This is a genomic window from Trinickia sp. EG282A, from assembly GCF_040965455.1.
Taxonomy (GTDB): domain Bacteria; phylum Pseudomonadota; class Gammaproteobacteria; order Burkholderiales; family Burkholderiaceae; genus Trinickia; species Trinickia symbiotica.
On the sequence record NZ_JBFRCC010000007.1, the window covers coordinates 50045 to 68659 of the forward strand.

General features: G+C 65.7%; 17 protein-coding genes and 1 pseudogene. 14 read left to right on the forward strand and 4 right to left on the reverse strand.

What is annotated here, in order from left to right:
- Positions 1 to 56 precede the first annotated feature (56 nt).
- Complete coding sequence (gene msrQ / locus AB4Y31_RS27945; protein ID WP_368676836.1) at positions 57 to 791, forward strand: protein-methionine-sulfoxide reductase heme-binding subunit MsrQ; 735 nt, start codon at positions 57 to 59, stop codon at positions 789 to 791.
- Here msrQ and lysA read toward each other — a convergent pair.
- Both lysA and AB4Y31_RS27955 read right to left on the reverse strand, forming a co-directional pair.
- Positions 777 to 2039, reverse strand: a complete 1263-nt coding sequence (gene lysA / locus AB4Y31_RS27950; RefSeq protein WP_368676837.1) for a diaminopimelate decarboxylase — start codon at positions 2037 to 2039, stop codon at positions 777 to 779. The genes msrQ and lysA overlap by 15 nt on opposite strands.
- Positions 2040 to 2066: 27 nt before the next feature.
- The gene (locus AB4Y31_RS27955) at positions 2067 to 2336 is read right to left on the reverse strand and encodes a lipoprotein (protein ID WP_368676838.1); all 270 of its coding nucleotides are present in this window, start codon (positions 2334 to 2336) and stop codon (positions 2067 to 2069) included.
- 41 nt (positions 2337 to 2377) lie between these two features.
- Here AB4Y31_RS27955 and cyaY point away from each other — a divergent pair, with 41 nt between their 5' ends.
- Positions 2378 to 2695 (forward strand): iron donor protein CyaY, encoded by a 318-nt coding sequence (gene cyaY / locus AB4Y31_RS27960; RefSeq protein WP_368676839.1) that lies wholly within the window; start codon positions 2378 to 2380, stop codon positions 2693 to 2695.
- A gap of 12 nt (positions 2696 to 2707) precedes the next feature.
- Here the strand turns inward: cyaY and AB4Y31_RS27965 are convergent, their stop codons facing one another.
- Positions 2708 to 5158 carry a penicillin-binding protein 1A gene (locus AB4Y31_RS27965; protein WP_368676940.1) on the reverse strand — a complete coding sequence of 817 codons (2451 nt, stop codon included), beginning with the start codon at positions 5156 to 5158 and terminating at the stop codon, positions 2708 to 2710.
- A 247-nt stretch (positions 5159 to 5405) separates the two neighbouring features.
- Here AB4Y31_RS27965 and pilM point away from each other — a divergent pair, with 247 nt between their 5' ends.
- From pilM to ugpQ, 12 genes and pseudogenes are all read left to right on the forward strand, one after another.
- Entirely contained in the window at positions 5406 to 6449 is a 1044-nt protein-coding gene (gene pilM, locus AB4Y31_RS27970) for a pilus assembly protein PilM (RefSeq protein ID WP_368676840.1), read from the forward strand.
- Entirely contained in the window at positions 6446 to 7096 is a 651-nt protein-coding gene (locus tag AB4Y31_RS27975; protein ID WP_368676841.1) for a PilN domain-containing protein, read from the forward strand. The genes pilM and AB4Y31_RS27975 overlap by 4 nt, the downstream gene beginning before the upstream one ends.
- A complete protein-coding gene (locus AB4Y31_RS27980) occupies positions 7093 to 8046 on the forward strand; it encodes a hypothetical protein (RefSeq protein ID WP_368676842.1) in 954 nt (317 codons plus the stop codon). The genes AB4Y31_RS27975 and AB4Y31_RS27980 overlap by 4 nt, the downstream gene beginning before the upstream one ends.
- Positions 8043 to 9719 carry a type IV pilus secretin PilQ gene (locus AB4Y31_RS27985; protein ID WP_368676843.1) on the forward strand — a complete coding sequence of 559 codons (1677 nt, stop codon included), beginning with the start codon at positions 8043 to 8045 and terminating at the stop codon, positions 9717 to 9719. Before AB4Y31_RS27980 ends, AB4Y31_RS27985 begins: the two co-directional genes overlap by 4 nt.
- 206 nt (positions 9720 to 9925) lie before the next feature.
- A complete protein-coding gene (locus AB4Y31_RS27990; protein ID WP_035468561.1) occupies positions 9926 to 10432 on the forward strand; it encodes a shikimate kinase in 507 nt (168 codons plus the stop codon).
- A gap of 25 nt (positions 10433 to 10457) precedes the next feature.
- Complete coding sequence (gene aroB, locus AB4Y31_RS27995) at positions 10458 to 11534, forward strand: 3-dehydroquinate synthase (RefSeq protein ID WP_368676844.1); 1077 nt, start codon at positions 10458 to 10460, stop codon at positions 11532 to 11534.
- A gap of 163 nt (positions 11535 to 11697) precedes the next feature.
- A pseudogene (locus tag AB4Y31_RS28000) lies at positions 11698 to 12840 on the forward strand (deoxyguanosinetriphosphate triphosphohydrolase); the annotation flags it as partial.
- A gap of 151 nt (positions 12841 to 12991) precedes the next feature.
- A complete protein-coding gene (ugpB, locus tag AB4Y31_RS28005; RefSeq protein ID WP_368676845.1) occupies positions 12992 to 14320 on the forward strand; it encodes a sn-glycerol-3-phosphate ABC transporter substrate-binding protein UgpB in 1329 nt (442 codons plus the stop codon).
- A 12-nt stretch (positions 14321 to 14332) separates the two neighbouring features.
- Positions 14333 to 15223, forward strand: a complete 891-nt coding sequence (gene ugpA / locus AB4Y31_RS28010) for a sn-glycerol-3-phosphate ABC transporter permease UgpA (RefSeq protein ID WP_368676846.1) — start codon at positions 14333 to 14335, stop codon at positions 15221 to 15223.
- Between the two features lie 19 nt (positions 15224 to 15242).
- Complete coding sequence (gene ugpE, locus AB4Y31_RS28015; RefSeq protein WP_368676847.1) at positions 15243 to 16088, forward strand: sn-glycerol-3-phosphate ABC transporter permease UgpE; 846 nt, start codon at positions 15243 to 15245, stop codon at positions 16086 to 16088.
- A 70-nt stretch (positions 16089 to 16158) separates the two neighbouring features.
- Positions 16159 to 17244, forward strand: coding sequence for a sn-glycerol-3-phosphate import ATP-binding protein UgpC (locus AB4Y31_RS28020; protein ID WP_018440434.1), 1086 nt, complete (start codon positions 16159 to 16161; stop codon positions 17242 to 17244).
- A 75-nt stretch (positions 17245 to 17319) separates the two neighbouring features.
- Positions 17320 to 18081 carry a glycerophosphodiester phosphodiesterase gene (ugpQ, locus tag AB4Y31_RS28025; RefSeq protein WP_368676848.1) on the forward strand — a complete coding sequence of 254 codons (762 nt, stop codon included), beginning with the start codon at positions 17320 to 17322 and terminating at the stop codon, positions 18079 to 18081.
- A gap of 31 nt (positions 18082 to 18112) precedes the next feature.
- Here ugpQ and AB4Y31_RS28030 read toward each other — a convergent pair whose 3' ends face one another.
- Positions 18113 to 18490, reverse strand: coding sequence for a YqjD family protein (locus AB4Y31_RS28030; RefSeq protein WP_018440432.1), 378 nt, complete (start codon positions 18488 to 18490; stop codon positions 18113 to 18115).
- Between the last annotated feature and the right edge of the window lie 125 nt (positions 18491 to 18615).

The following is an 18615-nucleotide window of genomic DNA, read 5'->3' on the forward strand; positions in this document are numbered from 1 at the left end:
GGGCAATGCCTGATCACTCGCGGCGAAACGCAACCATGACGACCGACACATCCACTATGACCCGATCGAGAGCGGCCGCGGCGCAAGGCGGTGAGGGCCGCCTCGCGGCTGTCAGCGCCCCCGCCAAGAAGGGCCGCCCAGCACGCGCGGCCACTCCTGCTCGCAAGGGCGAAGGCTGGGTCGTGCCGGCCAAGATCGCCGTCTTCGTGGCGGCCTGGTTTCCGCTTGTGCGTCTTCTCGTGTACGGATTGACCGACCGGCTCACCGCGGATCCGATCCGTTTCATCACATGGTCGACGGGGACCTGGACGCTCGTCTTTCTCTGCATCACGCTTGCCGTGACACCGCTGCGCAAGCTGACCGGCATCAACGCGCTGTTACGGTTCAGGCGCATGCTCGGTCTCTATGCGTTCTTCTACGGTACGCTGCACTTCGTCACCTACGTCTGGTTCGATCAGTGGTTCAACATCGCGTCGATCGTCAAGGACATCGGCAAGCGGCCGTTCATTACCGTCGGCTTCGCTGCGTTCTTGTTGCTCGTCGTGCTGGCCGCGACCTCGCCGCGTGCCGCCGCGCGCAAGCTCGGGCGGCGCTGGCAGACGTTGCACCGCGCCATCTATCTGATCGGCGCGCTGGCAATTTTGCACTTCTGGTGGATGAAGGCCGGCAAACACGATTTGATCGAGCCGAAAATCTACGGCTCGATCATAGTTCTGCTGCTCGGATGGCGGCTCGTCGCGTGGATGAGGCCGCGGCTCTTGCGTGGCCGACCAGGGTCAGTCCGGCAATAGCGCTTCAGTCGCGAAGAGCGACTCGACCGTTTCGCGCGGCCGTGCGACGTAAGCCTTGTTTCCGTCGACGATGACTTCCGCGGCGCGCGGCCGCGTGTTGTAGTTGGAGCTCATGACGAAGCCATAGGCACCGGCCGAGCGGATGGCGAGCAAATCGCCGGGACGGACCGCAAGCGCGCGCTCGCGGCCGAGCCAGTCGCCGCTTTCGCAAACGGGGCCGACCACGTCGTAAACGCTCGGTGCCTCATTGCGCGGCACGACGGGATCGATTGCGTGGAACGCCTGGTACATCGCGGGGCGGGCGAGATCGTTCATCGCCGCGTCGACGATCGCGAAGTTCTTTTCTTCCCCCGGCTTCAGGAATTCGACGCGCGTCAGCAGCATGCCCGCATTGCCCGTCACCGAGCGGCCCGGCTCGAAGAAAACCGAGCGGTGGCCGTGGCCGCGCGCGTCGATATGGTCAAGCAGCGTGCGTACGAACAAACCGGTGTCGGGCGGCGTTTCATCGTCGTAGGTGATGCCGAGACCGCCGCCGACGTCGACGTGATGGATCCTCGTGCCGTCGGCTTCGATTTGCTCGACGAGCGCGAGCAGGCGATCGACGGCATCGAGATAGGGGGCGATCTCGGTGATTTGCGAGCCGATATGGCAATCGATGCCGACTACTTCGAGATGCGGCATCGCGGCCGCGCGCCGGTAGGCATCGCGCGCATCGTCGAACGCGACGCCGAACTTGTTCGCCTTCAAACCCGTCGAGATGTACGGGTGGGTTTTCGGATCGACGTCCGGATTCACGCGTAGCGACACGGGCGCCTTCTTGCCGAGCGCGCCCGCCACCGCATCGAGCCGATCGAGCTCCGCGATCGATTCGACGTTGAAGCATTTGACGCCGGCTTCAAGCGCCTGGCACATTTCATCGGCGCTCTTGCCGACGCCCGAGAACACGACGTTCTCGGCCTTGCCGCCTGCCGCGAGCACGCGCGCGAGCTCGCCGCCCGACACGATGTCGAAGCCCGCGCCGAGTCGTGCAAAGACATTCAGCACCGCGAGATTGCTGTTCGCCTTCACGGCCACGTGCACCGATGCTCGACGGCCGGCGCAGGCGCGCGCATAGGCTTCGTACGCGTCGGTCAACGCGGCGCGCGAATAGACGTAGAGCGGCGTGCCGAACTCGTCGGCAAGAGAAACGGCGCTGACCTGTTCGGCGTGCAAGACACCGTCGATGTAGGTAAAGGCGGAATGAGCCATGCGGTGACGACCGTGTCGCGTGAGCGGTTACTGATCTTGCGAAGGGTTCGAGCGGCCGCGCGTGTCCGAAGCGGCGCTTGCCGGCGACGGCGCGTTCCCGGCGGCAGGACTCGCAGCCTGCGCATCGAACGTGGCGCCTTGAGGTGCCTCGGTTGCGGCGCCAGGCTTGGGCGGCAGCGGCGGAACCGTCGGCAGATAAAGCGGTCCGCGTTGTCCGCAGCCTGCGAGCGTGACACCGCCCGCGATGGCGATGGTCAAAGCCGCTACAATCGCGCTCATCCTGCAGACGACTCGCATGACTGCTGGGTCCGTGAAGTATTCAAACCCCGGAGTTTAGCATGACCGACAGTGACTACCTGACGCGTGCCGAAGCCGTGCTGACAGCCGTCGAGCGCTCGCTCGACTACTGTGATGCCGACATCGAGGCGGAGCGCAACGGCAACGTCGTGACGCTCGAGTTCGCGAACGGCACGAAGATCATCGTCAATTTGCAGCCGCCGATGCAGGAGATCTGGATCGCCGCGAAGGCGGGCGGCTTTCACTTCAAATTCACCGACGGCGAATGGCGGGACACGCGCAACGGGATCGAGTTCTTTTCGGCGCTATCGGATTATGCTTCCCAGCAAGCCGGTGAGCCGGTGACGTTCGAGCCTTGAGGCGCGCCGCGTTCAGCGACTTTCCGTTGGACTAGCGGCACCGCCGCCGTGATCGGTGGCCGGCAGGCCCGCGGCGACGGGTTCGATACCTGCCGTGCCCGATGCTGCTCCCGGTGGTTCGGCTTCGTGTTTCTCGCCGGCTTCCGTTTCGGCTGCCGCGGGCACGCCCACTGACGCGACGAAGCCATGCCCGGGCGGAAATGCGTCGAAATACAGTTCGCCGCCCGCCGATACGACCTCGGCCGGCATCGGCATCGTGTACTCGGGCAGACCCTTCAACGCATCGCGCATGTAGTCCATCCATATCGGCAAGGCCACGCCGCCGCCCGTCTCGCGGTCGCCGAGGCTGCGCGGGCTATCGTAACCGACCCATGCAATCGCCGCGAGCGTGTGCTGATACCCTGCGAACCAGGCATCGCGTGAGTCGTTCGTCGTGCCTGTCTTGCCCGCGAGGTCTTTGCGCCCGAGCTCGTTCGATTTCGCGCCCGTGCCGTGCTGCGCCACGCTTTGCAGCAGGCTATTCATCACGTAAGCGTTGCGCGCATCGATGGCGCGCGGCGCATCGTTCTCTGCCTCGATCGGCACCGCGCGCGCGAGCACGGTGCCGCGCTGATCGGTCACTTCGCCGATCAGATAGGGATTCACGCGATAGCCGCCGTTGGCGAAGACGGAGTATGCCGCGGCCATCTGCAACGGCGTCACGAGGCCCGCGCCGAGCGCCATCGGCAAATAGGCCGGATGGCGCTCCGCGTCGAAGCCGAAGCGCGTGACGTATTGCTGCGCGTAGTGGGTGCCGATGTGGGAGAGGATGCGGATGGAGACGAGGTTGCGCGATTTTTGCAGGGCGGTTCGCATCGTCATGGGTCCGTCGAAGCCGCCGCCATAGTTCTTCGGCTCCCACGGCGCGCCGCCCGTTTGCGCCGCGCTGAAAAAGAGCGGCGCGTCGTTGATGATGGTCGCGGGGCCGAGGCCCTTGTCGAGCGAGGCGGAATAGATGAACGGCTTGAAGCTCGATCCGGGTTGGCGCCACGCCTGCGTCACGTGATTGAATTTGTTCTTGTTGAAATCGAAGCCGCCGATGAGTGAGCGGATAGCACCGTCTTGCGGCGCGATCGAGATGAACGCGCCCTCGACTTGCGGCAGCTGGACGATTGCCCAACCGCCGTCGTCCCGCTTTGCGACGCGCACGATGGCGCCCGGGCGAATGCGTGAAGCCGCCTGCGCGCGCGTGCTGAGCGCCGCCGCCGAAAAACGCAGGCCGTCCGCTTCGATCGTCGCCGTGCTGCCGTCGGCCAGCATGGCCTCGACTCGCCCAGGGTCGGCGACCGTCACGACGGCCGCCGCGATCTCACCCGTGTCCGGCCGCGCGGAGAGGGCATCGGCGATGGCGTCGGCGCGCGCGCTCGCTTCGGCGGGCAAGTCGATGAAAGCCTCCGGGCCGCGATACCCGCGGCGCGCGTCGTACGCGAGGAGACCTCGGCGCAGCGCACGATAGGCGCTCGCCTGGTCGGCCGAATCGATCGTCGTCGTGACGATGAGGCCGCGCGTGTAGGCTTCGTCGCGATATTGCTGATACATGGCCTGGCGCACGATCTCAGCGACATACTCGGCATGCACGCTGAATTGCTGCGCCGGCCCTTTGACCAGCGCGAGCGGTTCTTTCGCCGCCGTTTCGTACTGGGCCTGCGCGATGTAGCCGAGCTCGAGCATCCGCTGCAGGATGTACCGCTGGCGCAGCTTCGCGCGCTCGGGATTGACGACGGGGTTGTAGGCCGATGGCGCCTTCGGCAACCCGGCCAGCATCGCCGCCTCGGCCAACGTGATTTCCTTGAGACTCTTGCCGAAGTAGATGCGCGCGGCGGACGCGAACCCGTAGGCGCGTTGGCCCAGGTAGATCTGATTCATGTAGACCTCGAGAATCTGATCCTTCGTGAGCTCGCTCTCGATCTTGTAGGCGAGCATCATTTCGTAGAGCTTGCGCGTGTAGGTCTTTTCGCTCGAGAGAAAGAAATTGCGCGCGACTTGCATCGTGATCGTGCTCGCGCCCTGCGTCGCGTGGCCGTTCGTCAGCGCCGCCATGCCGGCGCGTACGACGCCGGCGGGATCGACGCCGCCGTGATCGTAAAAGCGCGCGTCTTCGATCGCGAGAATGGCCTGCTTCAGGTAGGGCGGCACGTCCGCGATATGGACGACGTCGCGCCGCTCGTCGCCGAACTCCCCGATCAGCACGTGATCGGCCGTGTAAATCCGCAGCGGGATCTTCGGCCGGTAATCCGTCAGCGCGTCGATGGAAGGCAGTCGCGGACTCGCCACGATCAACGCATAGGCGACCACGAGCCCGACCGCCAGCGCGCCCGCGGCCGCGAGGCCTGTGAGTCCGGCGAGAAGCTTCGTCAGCAGACGGCGCCCGCGAGGGGCGGGCGCTGACGGTGCGGTGGGCGGCGGCGACGCGGGCGGCTGCATATGAAAGGTGATGTAAGGAAGGCCGCGATTATAGCGGGCGAACGGTGACCGTTTCGACACCGCTTGGCCGAGCGGACAAGCGCGACGTGCCGGCGGCCGACGTGCCGGGCGCTCGATCGTCGTGCCCCTCGCATCGGCGCGCGCGTTGGCCATTTGGTCGAATGTCGCGCCGGCTGCGCGCTCTGCAGAATTTCTCCAACGCGAACGACGCCACGGCCAAGCCGGCCGGGTCTAGCAAGGAGAAATCATGCTGGTTGCAAATGAACTGTTGTGCTCGCCCCTTCCCCAGCCATTCAGCCGCCGCTTCGCCGCGGGCATCGACGTGAGCGCGTCCGAGGTCAGACTCGTCGTGCTGAGCCGCCGCACGCGACGCGAGGCGTCGGTCCGTGTGGAATGGCTGGGCGCGGTCCCGCTCGACCGCGCCGCCATGTCCGGTGTCGAAATCGTGGATAGCGCCGCTGTTTCGCGAGCGATCGCGGCGCTTTTCGCCGAGTGGCCACGGCGCCGCGCCACCGGCCTGCTGTCGTGTTCGATGGCGCTGCCCGGCAGCGCCACGCTGGTCGACTCAATTCCGATGAACCTCCCGCCGCCCGATGCGTCGGGCGCGGTGTCGATGGACACCCTTGCGGAACTGGAACCCGCCGTGTACGCCCACGCCGAGCGGGTGGCTGGCCTCGAGCGCCAGGCGCTGGCGGTGGACTGGTTCGTCGACGAAAGCAATAGCGGCTGCGGTCCGGGCGGTGCCTCGTCGCAGGGCGATGGCGCGGCGCGAGTGACGATTGCCGCGGCGGCTCGGCGGCACCTCGAAGCACGTGTCGAAGCCGCCGCGGCTGCGGGGATCGCCTTGAGCGCGATCGACGGCGAGCCGCCCGCCGCATTGCGTGCGCTTTGCTACGCGGCCCATTACGAGCTGCGGGAAAGCGAACGCTACGCCGCGGTGTGGGTGGGCGGCGACGGCGTCTACGGTTGGCGTATCGCCGATGATGCAGTCGAAGCCCATGTGCGGTATCCGGCGCCCCAGCACCCCGATTTACCGGCCGCGCTGCGCGCGCTGACCGACGGCGAAGAGCTCGGATGCGCGATGACCGGAGGCGACTTGGAGCTGCTCGCTGAATGCGGGATGACGCTCGCCGACGTGGGCGATCTGCTCGGTTGCACGGTGTTCCCATTCGAGTGTGCGTCGTTTCTCGATGCAAACGCGCACCATCGGTTGGGCGACGCCTATCGCTGGGCGCAGGCCCCGACGTTCGCCGTCGCGTTCGGACTCGCCCTGCGCGGGGTGTACGAATGATCGCAAGGTTGTTGCCCGGCCGGGGCGGGCAGCCTGTCGGCATCCGTATCGGCGGCTTCAATTTACTGCCCTACCGGCAACACCTGACGCGCGGCCGGCGTCGCCGGCTCATCGCGGAGTCGGCCGCGGTTGTGCTGTGCGGCGCTCTCGCCGCGCTCGCATGGACCGGGTGGGACGATGCATTCGGGGCATCGGGTTCGATGCGGCGGCGCGCCGAGCTGAAAGCGCTGCTTGCCGACTTCGCGGCGCCGCTTGCCGAGTACCGGCAACTCGAGCGTGCGGGCGCGGGGGCCCGCGAGCGCAAGGCGATTGGCGCGGAACTGGCGAAGCCGCGCGCCCGGTTTCTCGGTATCGCCGAGACGCTGAGCCGCGCGCCGAATGCCGGCGTCGTGCTGCGTCGTTTGACGCTGACCGGCAAGGGGCTCGCCCTCGACGCGACTGCCGTCGACGCTCTCGCCGCTACCGCATGGATCGAGCGATTGGGGCGGGCGCATGGCGTTCGAGTGGCTGAAATAACGCATTGGAGATCGGCCGCCGGCGCCGGCAGCCCTTCCGCCGTGGACATCGCGGCACGGCTGCAGTGGGAGGGCGAGGGGCCTGCCGACGCTCCGTCGAGCAACAGAGACTCGATCCGGGGGCGCCGATGATCGCGGTTGCGAAGAAAGACGGTGGCGGATTCTTCCGCGGGATGGCACGTGCGGCGCACCGACCGGCGGCCCACGGGCGGCAATTCCCTCGATGGCTCGCAAGCTTTGCGTCGCCTCTCGAGCGTTGGAGTGGGGCGCATCGGCTCATTGCGTGCGTCGCGCTTGCCGCCACCGCGTTCGCACTCGGCGCGCACGGTTGGCGCGCGGCCGGCGTCGGTGCGACGGCGGGCAGCGGAGCCGAGTTGGCGGATCTTGAGCGACGTGTCGAAGAGGCGCGCGCCGCCCTCGAGCGGTTGCCGGCGATGAAAGAGGCGGCAAGCCATAGCGATGCTTCTCGCGATGCGGCGTCTCGCTCGCCGACAGCCATGTGGCAGGCCATTTCGTCTCTCGCGGAGCGAAGCGGCATGATGCTGAGCGCCCTCGAACCGGGCGCGGCCGGCTCAGACGGTATTCGGGCGGCGAGGGCCGTGCGGGTCGCGGCAAAGGGCGACTTCGCCGCGCTTCTTGCGTTCGTGCGGGCGTTGTCGGAACTCCCGGCGCTGGCCGTGCCGGTTGCACTACAGCTCGAGCCCGCGCAAAACGGACTCGCGATCGACGCGACACTGCAGGTGTACGACGCACTGCCTGGCGACTCGCTCGCGGATGACGCGACGATTGCCGAGGCCGTGAAAGCCGTCGGCGGTCCGGACTTGTTCGCCGATCCGTTCGCCGCTGCGCCGGGCGGGCGTGCGGGAACGGCCGCGACCGAGATCCGTCTGGTCGGCCTCATGCACGAGCAAGCGCGCGCCCATGGGCTCGCCTTGCTCGCGACCGCCGATGGCGTGGCCATCTACTGGCCGGGCCAGACGATAGGTACGGAGCAGGTCGTCAGTATCGACGCGCGCGGCGTGACGCTCGCAAGCGGAGAACAACGGCGCGTGATGAAGCTCGAGAAGGAAACGATCTCATGAAGAACCGGCGAATTTTGGTCTGTCTGTCCGCCGCTTCGTCCATGGCCGTCGCTTTCGCCCACGCAGCATTGCCGCCGCTGCCGCCGCTGCCACCGGCGATGACGGGCGCCGTGTCCTACCAGGCCGCTTACGACGACGGCGAAGATAGCAACGACGATGACCTGGATCGCGTCAGTGACCGCAATAGTGATGGTGCCGGCCCCGGCGCGGCCGACATCGGCGCGAGACCCGACGCCGATGTCGGCGAAGCGCGCCCTTCGGTTAGCGCTCGCGAATTTCCGTCAACTGGCGTTGGCCAAACCGCCGCGACGCCGGATGAACAGCCCGGCCAGGCGTTGCCGGGTCCGCGGCAGGCGCTGGAGGGGCCGCCTGTGCCGCTCGCTCCGGCTGCGCGCGTCAGCGACTCGCATAAAGGCCGGATCGGCGAGAACGACGGTAACGCGGACGACGACAAACCGATCACCCTCCATTTCCGTCAGGCGGAGCTCGCGGACGTCCTCGAAGCGTTTGCGCGCTTCACGGGCCTCAACATCGTGGCCAGCGAGAAAGTGCGCGGCTTGGTGTCGCTTCACCTCGATAACGTGCCGTGGCGTACCGCATTCGACACGCTGCTCGATGTGAATGGGCTCGCGATGGCGCGACGCGGAAACGTGATCTGGGTCGCGCCGCTCGCGGAGCTCGCGGCGCGTCAGCGTCAGCGCTTCGAGTCGCACGCGCGGGCGGCCGATCTCGAGCCGCTCTCGAGCAGAACATTCGCGCTGCGCTATCCGCGCGCCGAGGATGTTCAGCGTCTGCTGACGGCACCTGGCGCGCAACGTGTCCTCTCCAAGCGCGGGGGCGCGATGGCCGACGCACGTACGAACCTGTTGTTCGTGACGGACCTCGATGCTCGTCTCGCCCAGGTGGCCGACCTGATCGCCGAGCTCGACAAGCCGACGCGTCAGGTGCTCATCGAAGCGCGCATCGTCGAGGGCGTGCGCGGGTTTTCGCGCGATCTGGGCGCCCGGCTGTCGCTATACTCGACCAGTGCGAAAGCGGATGGCGGCGGCGCGGGAGCGCACGCGCTCGGCCTCGCCGGCGGCAAAGACGGCGTCGTCCATGACCTTTCGGCCCGCGCGCTCGGCGGTTTCGATGCGGCCACGGTCGGCCTCGCGCTTTTCGCCGCGCGGGCCACGCGCCTCATCACGACCGAGCTTTCGGCGCTCGAAGCGCAGGGGCGGGGCCAGATCGTGTCGAGCCCGCGCGTCGTGACAGCCGACCGGGCCAAGGCCATGGTCGAGCAAGGTACCGAGATCCCTTATCAGGCCCGGGTGCGCAACGGCGTCGGCGTGCAATTTCGCCGGGCGACGCTCAAACTCGACGTGGAGCCGCGGATCACGCCGAACGGGCGAGTGATTCTGGACCTCGAAATCGCGAAGGACAGCGTTGGACAAGAGACGGCCGCCGGACCCGCCATCGACACGAAACGCGTGCACACGCGCGTCGAGGTGGAGGACGGCGGCACGGTGTCGATTGGAGGGATTTACGAGACCGAGGACCGCGACGATGTGACGGGCGTGCCAGTGTTGGGCAAAATACCCATTTTGGGTGCGCTTTTCCGCCATCGGGCGCAGCGTGAGCAAGCGAAAGAGCTTGCCGTTTTCATCACTCCGCGCGTCGTCGAACTCGATTGAGCCCGGCCGGCCATGCGGAAACGTTGGCGACAGTGGCGAGCGCGCCGGCGCGGGCTCCGGGCGGGCCGTCCGGGCGCGGCCGGCTGGCGCACTCGACAAGCTTGCGGCTTTGCCAGTAAGCTGCGCCACGAACTTTGTCCGAATCAATCAGAGGAATACCGTTGCAAGAGCGGGGCGCTGACACCAATATTTTCTTCGTGGGACTCATGGGGGCCGGCAAGACCACCGTGGGACGCGCCGTGGCTCGCCGGCTCGATCGGCCGTTCTTCGATTCGGACCATGAAATCGAGGCGCGCACGGGCGCGCGCATCCCCGTCATCTTCGAGCTGGAGGGAGAGGCGGGCTTTCGCGAGCGCGAAGCGCAGATGATCGCCGAGTTGACGGCGCGCCAGTCCATCGTGCTCGCCACGGGCGGCGGAGCGATCTTGCGTCCGAATAATAGGGAGTTGCTGCACACGCGCGGCCTGGTCGTTTATCTTCGGGCGAATCCTCACGATCTTTGGCTGCGCACGCGCAAGGACAAAAACCGGCCGTTGCTCCAGACCGAAGATCCGAAGGCGAAGCTGGAGGCGCTTTACGAACTGCGCGACCCGCTTTATCGCGAATGCGCCCATTTCGTCGTCGAAACGGGGCGGCCGTCGGTGAGCGGGCTCGTCAACATGGTCCTCATGCAACTCGAAATGGCCGGCATCAACCGGCAGGTCAACTCTTGACGAGGCTTAGCGGAGCAACTCCTCGATGATTACGGTCAGTGTCGATTTAGGCGAACGCAGCTATCCCATTCAGATCGGGGCCGATCTCATCGGCCGCACCGATTTCTTCGCGCCGCACATCGCGGGTGCCACCGTGACGATCGTGACGAACACGACCGTGGAGCCGCTTTACGGAGACCGGTTGCGAGCGGCGCTCGCGCCGCTCGGCAAGACGGTATCGACGGTCGTTCTGCCCGACGGCGAAGCTTACAAGAACTGGGAAACGCTCAACCGCATTTTCGATGCGCTGATGGAGCGGCATGCGGATCGCAAAACGACGCTGATCGCGCTGGGCGGCGGCGTGATCGGCGACATGACGGGCTTCGCGGCGGCCAGCTACATGCGCGGCGTACCTTTCATCCAGGTGCCGACGACGCTGCTCTCGCAGGTCGATTCGTCGGTGGGCGGCAAGACGGGCATCAATCATCCGCTCGGCAAGAACATGATCGGCGCCTTCTACCAGCCGCTCGCCGTCGTGGCCGATACGGCCGCCTTGCGAACGCTGCCCGAGCGGGAACTGGCGGCAGGCATCGCCGAAGTCATCAAGACGGCCGCGATTGCCGATGCGGCGTTCTTCGAATGGATCGAGGCGAACGTCGAGGCGCTCAATCGTTGTGACGCCGACGCGCTCGCGCATGCGATCAAGCGCTGCTGCGAGATCAAGGCGTCGGTCGTCGCCGCCGACGAGCGCGAGGGCGGCTTGCGCGCCATTCTCAATTTTGGTCACACGTTCGGTCATGCGATCGAAGCGGGTCTCGGCTACGGTGAATGGCTGCATGGCGAAGCCGTCGGCTGCGGCATGGCGATGGCGGCCGATCTATCGGTGCGGCTCGGGCATTTGGACGATGCCTCGCGCAAGCGCCTGCTTGCCCTGGTCTCGGCCGCCCGCCTGCCGGTGCGTGCGCCGGCGCTCGGCCAAGAGCGCTATATCGAATTGATGAAGGGCGACAAGAAGGCCGAGGCGGGCACGATCAAGTTCATCCTTCTGAAGCGACTCGGTGAGCCGCTGATCACGAGCGCGCCCGAGGCGGCGCTGCGCGCGACGCTCGCCGCAAGTGGCTGACCTCGCTCGAGCGGCGGATGCGATGGCAAGCGCCGAGGACACCAAACTGGCGTGACGTTGGAATAGGAAGCGGAGGAAGGTGAAGCAGATGCCGACGCATGAAGAATCGACCGGCGCGTCGCGAACCGAAGCGCGCGAGGAGCCGTCGCCTGGCCTATTGGGCGCACCGACGGTCGCGATGCTCGAAGCGCATCTCGCTCCGTACGCCGCTCATTCGTCGCGCTCGCGCGGCCGGCGCTACCCGGAGCCCCCGCCCATCGCGCGCACCGAATTCCAGCGCGATCGCGACCGTATCGTCCATTCCACGGCCTTCAGGCGCCTCGAATACAAGACACAGGTTTTCGTCAATCACGAGGGCGATCTTTTCCGCACGCGGCTCACGCACAGCCTCGAAGTGGCGCAAATCGCGCGTTCGGTCGCGCGCAACCTGCGCGTGAACGAAGATCTCGTCGAAGCGATTTCGCTCGCGCACGACCTCGGCCACACGCCGTTCGGCCATGCCGGGCAGGATGCGTTGAACGACTGCATGCGCGCGTATGGCGGCTTCGAGCATAACCTGCAGAGCCTCGCTGTCGTCGACGAACTGGAAGAGCATTACGGCGCATTCGACGGACTCAATCTCTGCTTCGAGACGCGCGAGGGCATTCTCAAGCATTGCTCGCGAGAGAATGCGACGAAGCTCGGTGAGCTCGGCGAGCGATTCCTGAAGGGGCGGCGCCCTTCAATCGAAGCGCAGATCGCCAACATCGCCGATGAAATCGCCTACAACAATCACGATGTCGACGACGGACTTCGTTCAGGACTGCTGACGATCGAGCAGCTCGCGGAAGTGGAGCTTTGGCAGACACACTACGAAGAGGCCCGGCGCGCGCATCCGCGGCTCGATGGACGTCGGCTCGTGCATGAAACGGTGCGCCGCATCATCAACACGCTGATCGTCGACCTCATCGAGGCGACGCGTCGCAATCTTCTCGAGCACGCGCCCGATTCGCTCGACGCCGTGCGCGCGGCGCCGCCGCTCGTCGCGCATAGCGAGCCCATCGCCGCGCAGGCCGCCGAGCTCAAGCGCTTTCTCTTCAAGAATCTTTACCGCCACTACCGCGTCATGCGGATGGCCAACAAGGCGCGGCGCGTCATTACGGGGCTTTTCGAGGCGTTCACCGACGATCCGCGGCTTTTGCCACCCGATTACATCGCGGACGATCCGACCGATCAGCCGCGGCGCATTGCCCATTACATCGCCGGCATGACGGATCGATACGCGCTCAAGGAATACCAACGTCTTTTTGTCATAAACGACCAATAGACTGCCCGGTCTGCCGAAGGACGGCGAGGCCCGGTCCACTGACCGCAAGCCTCGCGAGATGGGCGTGGACGCGAAAGCGGGCACGTCGTTGCGGGGTATATGCCACGCGGGCCTACAGGCCGGGTGTCATTTTCCAAGGAGAAGAAGACAAATGAAGCGTTGTTCGACGTGGGTTCGTTCGATGGCGTTGGGCGCGGCGCTCGCCGCCGGGGCCAGCCAAGGCGCCATTGCGGCGACGGAAATTCAGTTCTGGCATGCGATGGACGCGGCGCTCGGCGAGCGCGTCAACGACATCGCCAAGGACTTCAATGCCTCCCAGAGCGATTACAAGATCGTGCCGGTCTTCAAGGGAACCTACGATCAGACGCTCGCGGCCGGCATCGCGGCCTATCGCAGCGGCAACGCGCCGGCAATCCTGCAGGTGTACGAGGTCGGCACGGCCACGATGATGCAGGCCAAGAAGGCCATCATCCCGGCGACGGACGTGTTCAAGCAGTCCGGCGTGCCGCTCGACCAAAAGGCGTTCGTGCCGACGGTCGCCAGCTACTACAGCGACGCGAAGACGGACGAGCTCGTTTCGATGCCGTTCAACAGCTCGACGCCGGTGCTCTATTACAACAAGGATGCGTTCAAGAAGGCGGGCCTCGATCCGAACCAGCCGCCCAAGACGTGGGAAGAAGTGGCTGCCGATGCCGCGAAGCTGAAGGCGGCCGGCATGTCGTGCGGCTTCACGACCGGCTGGCAAAGCTGGATCCAGCTCGAGAACTACAGCGCCTGGCACGGCCTGCCGTTCGCGAGCGAGAACAACGGCTTCGACGGCACGGACGCCAAGCTCGAGTTCAACGGGCCGCAGCAGATCGCGCATATCGCCATGCTGCAGAAGATGGCCAAGGAAGGCACGTTCACCTACGCCGGCCGCAAGGACGAGGCGAACTCGAAGTTCTACAGCGGCGATTGCGGCATCATGACGAACTCGTCGAGCTCGCTCGCGAACATCCGCAAATATGCGAAGTTCGACTTCGGCACCGGCATGATGCCCTACGATGCGAGCGTGAAGGGCGCGCCGCAGAACGCGATCATCGGCGGCGCGAGCCTCTGGGTGCTCGCGGGCAAGGATCCGAACGTCTACAAGGGTGTCGCGAAATTCCTCGCCTATCTGAGCTCGCCGGCGGTTGCGGCGAAGTGGCATGAGGATACGGGCTATTTGCCGGTCACGAAAGCCGCGTACGAGCTTGCGGAGCAGCACGGTTTTTACGCGCAGCATCCGGGCGCGGACACGGCGACCAAGCAAATGCTGAACAAGCCGCCGCTGCCCTTCACCAAGGGGCTGCGTCTCGGCAATATGCCGCAGATCCGCACGGTCATCGACGAAGAGCTCGAGCAGGTCTGGGCGCAGAAGAAGACGCCCAAGGATGCGCTCGATTCGGCGGTGTCGCGTGGCAACGAGCTGCTGCGCCGCTTCGAGCAATCGGGCACGTAACACGCGCCGGCCATGAGCGAACGTTCCCGGTCCCGCTTCGCCGCGAGTCCGCTGCCGTATCTGCTCGTCACGCCACAGCTCGCGATCACCGCCGTCTTCTTTCTGTGGCCGGCCGGTGTCGCGCTGTGGCAGTCGACGCAAATGCAGGACGCGTTCGGCACTTCGAGCCAATTCGTCGGTTTCGCCAATTTCGCGCATTTGTTCGCGGATCCGCTGTACCTCGATTCGTTCAAGACGACGCTGATCTTCAGCGCGCTGGTGACGGGCTCGGGCCTCGTCGTCTCGCTGTTGCTCGCCGCTTGCGCGGATCGCGTGACGCGCGGCGCCAAGGCTTATCGGACGCTGCTGATCTGGCCGTATGCCGTGGCGCCGGCCATCGCGGCCGTGCTATGGGCCTTTCTCTTCAATCCGAGCATCGGCCTCATCACGTACGCGCTCGCGAAGGGCGGCGTCGTCTGGAATCACGCGCTCAACGGCTCCCAGGCGATGTTTCTCGTCGTGCTCGCCTCCGTCTGGAAGCAGGTCAGCTACAGCTTCCTGTTCTTCTATGCGGGGCTACAGGCGATTCCGCGCTCGCTGATCGAGGCTGCGGCGATCGACGGAGCGGGCCCCGTCCGGCGATTTTTCGGCATCGCGCTGCCGCTGCTGTCTCCCACGACGTTCTTTCTGCTCGTCGTCAATCTCGTCTACGCGTTCTTCGACACGTTCCCCGTCATCGACGCGGCGACCGGAGGCGGCCCCGCGCAGGCGACGAAGACGCTCATCTACAAGATTTTCGCGGAAGGATTTCAAGGGCTCGATATCGGCAGTTCGGGCGCGCAGTCGATCGTGTTGATGGTGATCGTCGTCGCGCTGACCGTGATCCAGTTCCGCTTCATCGAACGCAAGGTGCAATACACGTGATTTCACGGAGCAAGTTCCGATGATCGAGAATCGAAGAGGCTTCGATCTCTTTTGCCACGCGGTGTTGATCGCCGGCATCTTGGTGATCGCCTTTCCCGTCTACGTCGCCTTTTGCGCGGCGACGATGAGCGAGCGCGAGGTTTTCTCGGTGCCGCTCTCGCTGATGCCGGGCACGCATCTGCTCGAAAACCTGGTTCACGTATGGACGCACGGTACGGGCAACGCGGCGAGTCCGTTCGGACGGATGCTCATGAACAGTCTCGTCATGTCGCTCGCGATCTCGATCGGCAAGATCGCCGTCTCGATTCTGTCGGCCTACGCCATCGTCTTCTTTCGCTTCCCGTTGCGTAACACGGCGTTCTGGCTGATTTTCATCACGCTGATGCTGCCGGTCGAGGTGCGGATCTTTCCGACCGTGCAGGTCGTGTCGTCACTGCATCTGACGAACAGCTATGCGGGATTGACGCTGCCGCTCATCGCGTCGGCCACGGCCACGTTCCTCTTCCGCCAGTTCTTCATGACGCTGCCGGACGAGCTGATCGAGGCGGCGCGCATCGACGGGGCCGGGCCGCTGCGCTTTTTCCGCGACGTAGTCCTGCCGCTTTCGAAGACGAACATTGCTGCCCTCTTCGTCATCACGTTCATCTACGGCTGGAATCAGTATCTCTGGCCGATTCTGATCACGAGCGATCAGTCGCTGACGACGGCTGTCGTCGGCATCAAGTCGATGATCGGGAACGGCGACACCGCCACCGAATGGCATTACGTGATGGCGGCAACGCTGCTCGCGATGCTGCCGCCGCTCGTCATCGTGATCGTGATGCAGCGATGGTTCGTGCGGGGTCTCGTCGATTCGGAAAAATGAAAGTGGCGTCCCGCGAGCGGCGGCCGCCAGGGCACTATCTAAGGATCAGGATCTCGGGAGAACGAACCGAATGGCTGCATTGAGCTTGAACCGCGTGCGCAAGACTTACGATGCCAAGCAATACGTGCTGCACGGCATCGACGTCGAAATCGGCGACGGCGAATTCGTCGTTCTCGTCGGCCCGTCGGGCTGCGGCAAGTCGACGCTCCTGCGCATGGTCGCGGGGCTCGAAAGCGTATCCGAGGGCGAGATCAAAATCGGCGAGCGCGTCGTCAACGGCCTCGAGCCGAAGGATCGCGACATCGCGATGGTGTTTCAGAACTACGCGCTCTACCCGCATATGAGCGTCCGCGAAAACATGGCCTACGGGCTCAAGATCCGCGGCGTGAGCGGCGCCGAGATCGATGCGCGGGTGGCGGCGGCCGCGAAGATTCTCGAGCTCGATCCGTTGCTGTCGCGGCGCCCGCGCGAGCTCTCGGGCGGACAGCGACAGCGCGTGGCGATGGGCCGCGCAATCGTGCGCGAGCCGGCCGTTTTTCTCTTCGACGAGCCGCTTTCGAATCTCGACGCGAAGCTGCGCGTGCAAATGCGGCTCGAGATCCAGCGGTTGCATGCGCGGCTCGCAACGACGAGCCTCTATGTCACTCACGATCAGGTCGAAGCCATGACGCTGGCGGAACGCGTGATCGTCATGAATCGCGGGCATGCCGAGCAAATCGGCGCGCCGACGGAAGTCTATGAACGTCCGGCGACGGTCTTCGTAGCGGGCTTCATCGGCTCGCCGGCGATGAACCTCGTGTCAGGACGGCTGTCGCAAGAGGGCAACCGATTTGAAGTGGCCGGTGGCGGGCCGATCCTCGAGCTCGACGGCGCGCAGGCCATCGGCGGCACGGTCGAGGGCGGGCGCGAGTGGATTCTCGGTATTCGGCCCGAGCACATGACGCCGCGCGCGGACGGGCCTCGCGCATCGCTCCTCGTCGATTCGTGCGAGCTGCTCGGCGCGGACAATCTGGCGCATGGGCGCTGGGGCGACCACGATGTGACGATTCGCCTTCCGCACGGACAGCGGCCGACGCGCGGGGAGACGCTGCCGGCCGCTTTGCCGGCCGAACATCTGCATTTCTTCGATCCCGCTACGGGCAGGCGAGCGAACTGAAATGCCATCGGGAGAGCAGCGAGCGCAAGCGACGAAGCGAGAGCGGTGGCGAAGGGCGCAACGAGTGAAACCCAGATGACGATGAAGACAATCAGTTGGCCTTACCCGCGCGTGGTCGCGCATCGCGGCGGCGGCGCGCTCGCGCCCGAGAACACCTTGGCGGCGATCGATATGGGCGCGCGTTTCGAGCTGCGCATGATCGAATTCGATGCGAAGCTCTCGTCCGACGACGTCGTCTTCCTGCTCCATGACGACAAAGTGGACCGCACGTCGAACGGACGCGGAGCCGCGGCCGGCATGACCTATGCCGAACTCGAGGTGCTCGATGCCGGGAGCTGGTTCGACGCCCGTTTCGCGGGCGAGCGGATGCCGACGCTCGATGCGGTCGCCGCACGCTGCGCGGCGCTCGGACTCGCCGCGAATGTCGAGATCAAGCCGTGTCCGGGGCGCGAGGTGGCGACTGGGCGACGCGTGGCCGCGGAGGCCGCGCGGCTTTGGGCCGGCGCGAGGTTGCCGCCGCTGCTGTCGTCGTTTTCCTTCGAGGCGCTCGCGGCTGCGCGCGACGCGGCCCCGGCGCTGCCGCGCGGCTTGCTGTTCGGCGGCGTGCCCAAAGATTGGCGTTCACAGACGGCCGCGCTCGAGTGCGTCTCGTTGCACGCCGATCATCGCAAACTCGACGCGCGGCTCGTCGAGCAGATCAAGGCCGAGGGGCTCTTCATCCTCGCTTACACAGTCAACGATCCGGCACGTGCGCGCGAACTCGCGCAGTGGGGCGTCGACACGATCTGCACCGACCGCATCGACCTTATCGGTGCGGACTTCGTGGCTGCTACGTGAGCACACACTCACGTAGCGGCTTGCGGCTATGTCACCGGCTGCGCGCGAGGAGCCAGCCGGTGAGCAGGGCGAGGCCCCCCACGACGGCAACGGTTTCCCAGGGGTTTTCCCGTACGTAGTCGTTTGCGCCTGCCATCGCGTTGACTGCGCGCGTGCGCATCGTTGCGCGAGCGCCGTCGAGCCGCGCTCTCGTCACGTCGATGCGTTTCCTCAATTGCTCGCGCAATTGGGCGGCGTCGGCCTGCGCGCCTTCAGAGAGGGCTTCCTCCAGTTCCGACAGTAGTTCGCGCATTTCTCCTCCGATGTCCTCGGCGGCGTTGCGGCTATGGCGGGCGATACGGCGGGCGTGTCGTCCCGTGCTCTGCCACGTTGTTTCGAGCGCGTCTCGCGTATTCGGTAGTGCGGTCATGGTCGCTCCGTCAGCTTCTTTCCTATAACGGGATGAGGCCCCGTTCGAAGAGCGGGGAATGCCACGAGCCGCAACATCGATGCCAGCCGGCGGCTAGCCGAAGGCGCCCGCGCTCAGGACCCATG

Coding starts and splice junctions, on each gene's coding strand:
- cyaY (WP_368676839.1), top strand. CDS start 2,378: ATGACCGACAGTGACTACCTGACGCGTGCCGAAGCCGTGCTGACAGCC.
- AB4Y31_RS27975 (WP_368676841.1), top strand. CDS start 6,446: ATGATCGCAAGGTTGTTGCCCGGCCGGGGCGGGCAGCCTGTCGGCATC.
- AB4Y31_RS27990 (WP_035468561.1), top strand. CDS start 9,926: ATGGGGGCCGGCAAGACCACCGTGGGACGCGCCGTGGCTCGCCGGCTC.
- aroB (WP_368676844.1), top strand. CDS start 10,458: ATGATTACGGTCAGTGTCGATTTAGGCGAACGCAGCTATCCCATTCAG.
- AB4Y31_RS28020 (WP_018440434.1), top strand. CDS start 16,159: ATGGCTGCATTGAGCTTGAACCGCGTGCGCAAGACTTACGATGCCAAG.
- AB4Y31_RS28030 (WP_018440432.1), bottom strand. CDS start 18,490: ATGACCGCACTACCGAATACGCGAGACGCGCTCGAAACAACGTGGCAG.
- ugpA (WP_368676846.1), top strand. CDS start 14,333: ATGAGCGAACGTTCCCGGTCCCGCTTCGCCGCGAGTCCGCTGCCGTAT.
- AB4Y31_RS27980 (WP_368676842.1), top strand. CDS start 7,093: ATGATCGCGGTTGCGAAGAAAGACGGTGGCGGATTCTTCCGCGGGATG.
- AB4Y31_RS27965 (WP_368676940.1), bottom strand. CDS start 5,158: ATGCAGCCGCCCGCGTCGCCGCCGCCCACCGCACCGTCAGCGCCCGCC.
- ugpQ (WP_368676848.1), top strand. CDS start 17,320: ATGACGATGAAGACAATCAGTTGGCCTTACCCGCGCGTGGTCGCGCAT.
- pilM (WP_368676840.1), top strand. CDS start 5,406: ATGCTGGTTGCAAATGAACTGTTGTGCTCGCCCCTTCCCCAGCCATTC.
- ugpB (WP_368676845.1), top strand. CDS start 12,992: ATGAAGCGTTGTTCGACGTGGGTTCGTTCGATGGCGTTGGGCGCGGCG.
- AB4Y31_RS27985 (WP_368676843.1), top strand. CDS start 8,043: ATGAAGAACCGGCGAATTTTGGTCTGTCTGTCCGCCGCTTCGTCCATG.
- lysA (WP_368676837.1), bottom strand. CDS start 2,039: ATGGCTCATTCCGCCTTTACCTACATCGACGGTGTCTTGCACGCCGAA.
- ugpE (WP_368676847.1), top strand. CDS start 15,243: ATGATCGAGAATCGAAGAGGCTTCGATCTCTTTTGCCACGCGGTGTTG.
- AB4Y31_RS27955 (WP_368676838.1), bottom strand. CDS start 2,336: ATGCGAGTCGTCTGCAGGATGAGCGCGATTGTAGCGGCTTTGACCATC.
- msrQ (WP_368676836.1), top strand. CDS start 57: ATGACCCGATCGAGAGCGGCCGCGGCGCAAGGCGGTGAGGGCCGCCTC.